The organism is Streptomyces synnematoformans, from assembly GCF_039531005.1.
Lineage (GTDB): Bacteria > Actinomycetota > Actinomycetes > Streptomycetales > Streptomycetaceae > Streptomyces > Streptomyces synnematoformans.
On sequence record NZ_BAAAPF010000452.1, the window covers coordinates 1 to 4,141 of the forward strand.

Below are 4,141 nucleotides of genomic sequence, written 5' to 3' on the forward strand. Positions count from 1 at the left end.
CAAGCCCCCGACTCCGCCGGCCCCGCCACCGGCCCAACCCCCGACTCCGCCGCCGGCCCGGCCCCTGGCCCCGTCCTCGACCCCGCTCCCGCTCCCGCTCCCGCCCGCGAACTCGCCGAGCTGGCGCAGCGCTTCGCCGACCTCGGCGCCGTCCGCGACGCCGCCCGCTGCCGCCGCATCCTGCGCGGCAACCACGTCCCGCTCCCCTCCCGCCGCGGCCGACGCGGCTACGGCGGCGCGCTCTCCCCGCGCGAGCGCGAGGTCGCCCGGCTCGTGGCCCTCGGCCACACCAACAGGCAGATCGCCGACGTGCTGTACCTGTCGCCGCGCACCGTGGAGCAGCACGTGGCGAAGCTGCTGCGGAAGCTGGACGTCGGCTCGCGGACGGAGGTGGCGGACGCCGCGGCGCACCACGGGGGAATTTAATGCGTGGCCCCTACGTACCGTTTCCCGGATTGTTCTCCGACCGCGGGCGTGCGATCTGTGTGTGCGGGCGGCTTGCCGCCCTGCCCACCCCCCAACCAGAGGAGAACGCATGCGGAGCAAGGCACTCCTGAGATCCGTTCTCGTGGCCGTCGCGGCCCTGGCCGCCGCGCTCGCCGGACCGGGCGCGCAGGCGGCGCCGGCACCCGAGGCCCGTAGCGCCGCGACCGCCGAGACGGCGGCCGCGCACGACCGCGCCGGCGAGGCCGGCGACGGCGGCGGCGCGGGCGGCGAGGGCCACGGCATCACCGCGAAGGAGTTCGAGGCGCTGGTGGCCGCGGGCCCGCAGGACCGCGAGTACGGGGCCACCGCCTGGCCGGTCCCGACCGACCGCGCCTACCACCTCACGGCATCCTGCAGCGGCTACGCCGGCGTCATCGGCCAGGGCGCCGCCGCCTGGGCCAACCTGAACCGGACCAGCGGCAGCGACACCCCGGTCGAGTGCCGCAACAGCTACATCTCCGACTGCGGCGGCGGTGGCAGAATCGTCGGCTGCAACTGGGGCCAGGGCCAGCGCATCGCGCTGTTCCTGGGCGGCGTGAACGACGACGCGCTGCTGGCGGCGCACGAGTTCGGCCACGACTGGTACGGCCACTCCGGTTACCAGTGCGCGGGCTGGTCCAGCCCGGCGCACGTGATGGCCCCGTCCATATGCAACTTCACGGGCGACGGGACCGAGAGGGCCCCGACGCGGATCGACTGACCCACGCGCCCGTCCCGCGGGGGCGTCACCACGGCGGACGCCCCCGCGGCAGTCCCGGAGACCCGGCACGTGCCCGGCACCCGCCCCGGCGGCACAGCCGACCGGGGCGGGCCGGGGCGGGGCCGGGGCGGGACCCACCGGTCGGCGAACGGCGGGTGTCCGGTCCGCGTCCGGTCGGCCAACTTCCGCCTCCCCGCCCCCCGTTGCGTGAGAACGGCGCACGGGAGGGGAATCCCACCGTCGACCCGCGGCGGCGAGAGCGGGCACGACGAAGGGGGAGCCATGAGACGACGGTGGGGGATCGGCGCGGCGCTGGCCGCCGCGGCGGGGGTGCTGGTGCTCGCGGGCTGCAGCCAGCCGACGGACTACAGCGAGGTGGTGACGTTCACCGACGAACACGGCCGCGCGTGCACCGCGGCGGTGGTCGTCGACCAGGAGAAGAACGAGGGCGACGACTACGAGGTCTCCGGCCTCGACTGCGACTACCCGCCGGACGGCCGCTCGCCCGGCCCCGCCGGCCACCAGCCGCTGCCGGAGCGGGACTCCGGGGACTGACCGGCCGGGGACCCGCCCGGGCCGGGGCGCCCCGGGCCGGCGGCGCGGGCCCGCGCGTCGGCCGCGTGCCCGCCGCTCGCCCCCCACCCGCGTGCCTGCCCCCTGTCTGCCCGCCTGCTTACACTGCACACCGTCGACCCCGACGCGTACCGGTGTGAGGAGGCCGAGACCATGGAGCAGGGCGCCGCGGCACCGGGCCGCCGCACGCTGACGGAGGCGGAGTGGACCGCCCACCGCCCCGCGGTGTTCGGCGCCGCGTACCGCATCCTCGGCACCGTCACCGAGGCCGAGGACGTCGTGCAGGACGTGTGGCTGCGCGCCGCCGACGCCGACCTGTCCGACGTCCGGGACCTGCGCGCCTGGCTGGTGACGCTGGCCGCCCGGACCTCGTACAACGTGCTGCGGTCGGCCCGCGTGCGGCGCGAGTCGTACGTCGGCCCCTGGCTGCCCGAGCCGCTGCTGACCGGGCCCGACGCCGCGGCGCAGGTGCTCGTGGACGAGTCGGTCGGCACCGCGATGCTCGTGCTGATGGAGCGGCTGACGCCGGCCGAGCGGGTCGCGCTCGTGCTGCACGACGTCTTCGGCTTCCCGTTCGCGCAGGTCGCCGACGTGCTCGGCGCCACCCCGGCCGCCAGCCGCAAGCTCGCCTCCCGGGCGCGGACGCGGGTGCGGGCGGCGGACGGGCAGCGGCCCCCCGCCTCGCGGGCGGAGACGGAGCGGGTGCTGCGGGCGTTCAAGGCCGCCGCCGAGGGCGGCGACATGGCCGCGCTGATCGCGTTGCTGCACCCCGACGCCGTGTACGTCGGGGACGGCGGCGGCAAGGTGACCGCCGCCCGCCGGCCGGTGCTGGGCGCCGACACGATCGCGCTGCTCACGGTCCGTTCGGAGCAGATCGCACGCCCCGACGCGACGCGGCTCGTCGAGGTCAACGGGCAGCCCGCGCTGGTGGCGTACCTCGACGGCGCGCCCGTCTGGCTGGACACCGTGGAGATCGCCGACGGCCGCCTCACCGAGATCCGCCGGCTCGCCAACCCCGACAAGCTCGCCCCGCTCGCCGCCCTCGCCCCGCCCGGACCCGGGACCGGGACCGGACCGGGGAGCGGTCACATCTGAACCCGCCGCTGTGTCTCCCTGCGGATCCCCGTACCCCGGGGGTCGGCACAGAGCAAGCTGAGGGAGGACGACACGATGGACCACGTCGTGATCATCGGCGGGGGTTTCGCGGGCGTGTGGAGCGCGGCGGGCGCCGCGCTCGCCCGCGGGGACGCGGACCTGCGCATCACACTCGTCGCGCCGAACGACCGCCTGGTGCTGCGGCCGCGGCTGTACGAGCCGGAGCCCGACCTGGCCACGGTGGCGCTGGACCGCATCCTGGGGCCGATCGGGGTGGAGCACGTACGGGCCAGGGTGAGCGCCGTCGACACCGGCCGCCGGGTCGTGGTGGCCGACGGGCGGGAGATCGGGTACGACCGGCTGGTGCTGGCGTCCGGCAGCCGGCTCGTGCCGCCCGCGGACCTGCCCGGCGCCGAGCGGCTCTTCGACATCGACACCCTGGACGGCGCCCGCCGGCTCACCGATCACCTGCGCGGCCGCGACGGCTACGCCGCGGTGGTCGTCGGCGCCGGGTTCGTCGGGCTGGAGGCGGCGGGCGAGCTGGCGGCGCGCGGCCGGGTGCTGCTGGTGGACACGGCGGCGGAGGTCGGCGAGCCGCTGGGGCCCGGGCCGCGGGCGGCGATCGAGGCGGCGCTGGACGAACTGGGCGTCGAGCGGCGGCTCGGGACGACGGTGACGGAGGTCGGCGACGGCTACGCGGTGCTCTCCGACGGCGCCCGGGTGGACGCGGACGCGGTGGTGTGGTCGATCGGCATGCGCGCCGACGAGCTGACCCGGCACCTCTCGGACGACCTCGACCACCTCGGCCGGGTGCCGGTGGACAAGTGGCTGCGGGCGCTGCCCGAGGTGTTCGCCGCGGGCGACGTGGCGGCGGCGCCGTTCGACGCGGAGCACGTCGTCATGCAGTGCTGCCAGCACGCGACGCCGCTGGGGAAGGTCGCGGGCTACAACGCGGCGGCCGACCTGCTGGGCGTACCGCCGCGGCCGTACACGCCGTCGCCGTACGTCACGTGCCTGCATCTGGGCGCGGCGGGCGGGGTGTTCACCCGGGGCTGGGACCGCAGGGTGATGGCGACGGGGGCGGACGGCGCGTACGCGAAGAAGACGATCAACGGGTGGATCCACCCGCCGGTGGACGACGCCGGGGAGATCCTGGCGGCGGCCGACCAGGTCCTTTCCGAGGTGCCGTTCTTCCGGGAGGAGGACGCGGGGCCGCCGGCGGCGCCGGCGCGGGAGGGCTGACGGGGGCGGCCGGCTTCGGCCTGCCGCCCGGGTCGGGGGATCGGG

Annotated in this window: 5 protein-coding genes; all 5 read left to right on the forward strand. The window is 77.0% G+C overall.

Features of this window, described 5'->3' with window-relative positions:
* On the forward strand, positions 1-426 hold a 426-nt coding region (locus ABD317_RS34165; protein ID WP_344295274.1), incomplete at its 5' end, for a helix-turn-helix transcriptional regulator.
* A gap of 109 nt (positions 427-535) precedes the next feature.
* Positions 536-1,186, forward strand: a complete 651-nt coding sequence (locus tag ABD317_RS34170) for a hypothetical protein (RefSeq protein ID WP_344295276.1) — start codon at positions 536-538, stop codon at positions 1,184-1,186.
* 282 nt (positions 1,187-1,468) lie between these two features.
* Positions 1,469-1,741 carry a hypothetical protein gene (locus ABD317_RS34175; RefSeq protein ID WP_344295280.1) on the forward strand — a complete coding sequence of 91 codons (273 nt, stop codon included), beginning with the start codon at positions 1,469-1,471 and terminating at the stop codon, positions 1,739-1,741.
* 171 nt (positions 1,742-1,912) lie between these two features.
* On the forward strand, positions 1,913-2,854 hold the full coding sequence (gene sigJ, locus ABD317_RS34180) for an RNA polymerase sigma factor SigJ (RefSeq protein ID WP_344295283.1): 942 nt from the start codon (positions 1,913-1,915) through the stop codon (positions 2,852-2,854).
* A 75-nt stretch (positions 2,855-2,929) separates the two neighbouring features.
* On the forward strand, positions 2,930-4,096 hold the full coding sequence (locus ABD317_RS34185; RefSeq protein WP_344295285.1) for an NAD(P)/FAD-dependent oxidoreductase: 1,167 nt from the start codon (positions 2,930-2,932) through the stop codon (positions 4,094-4,096).
* The last annotated feature ends 45 nt before the right edge of the window (positions 4,097-4,141 follow it).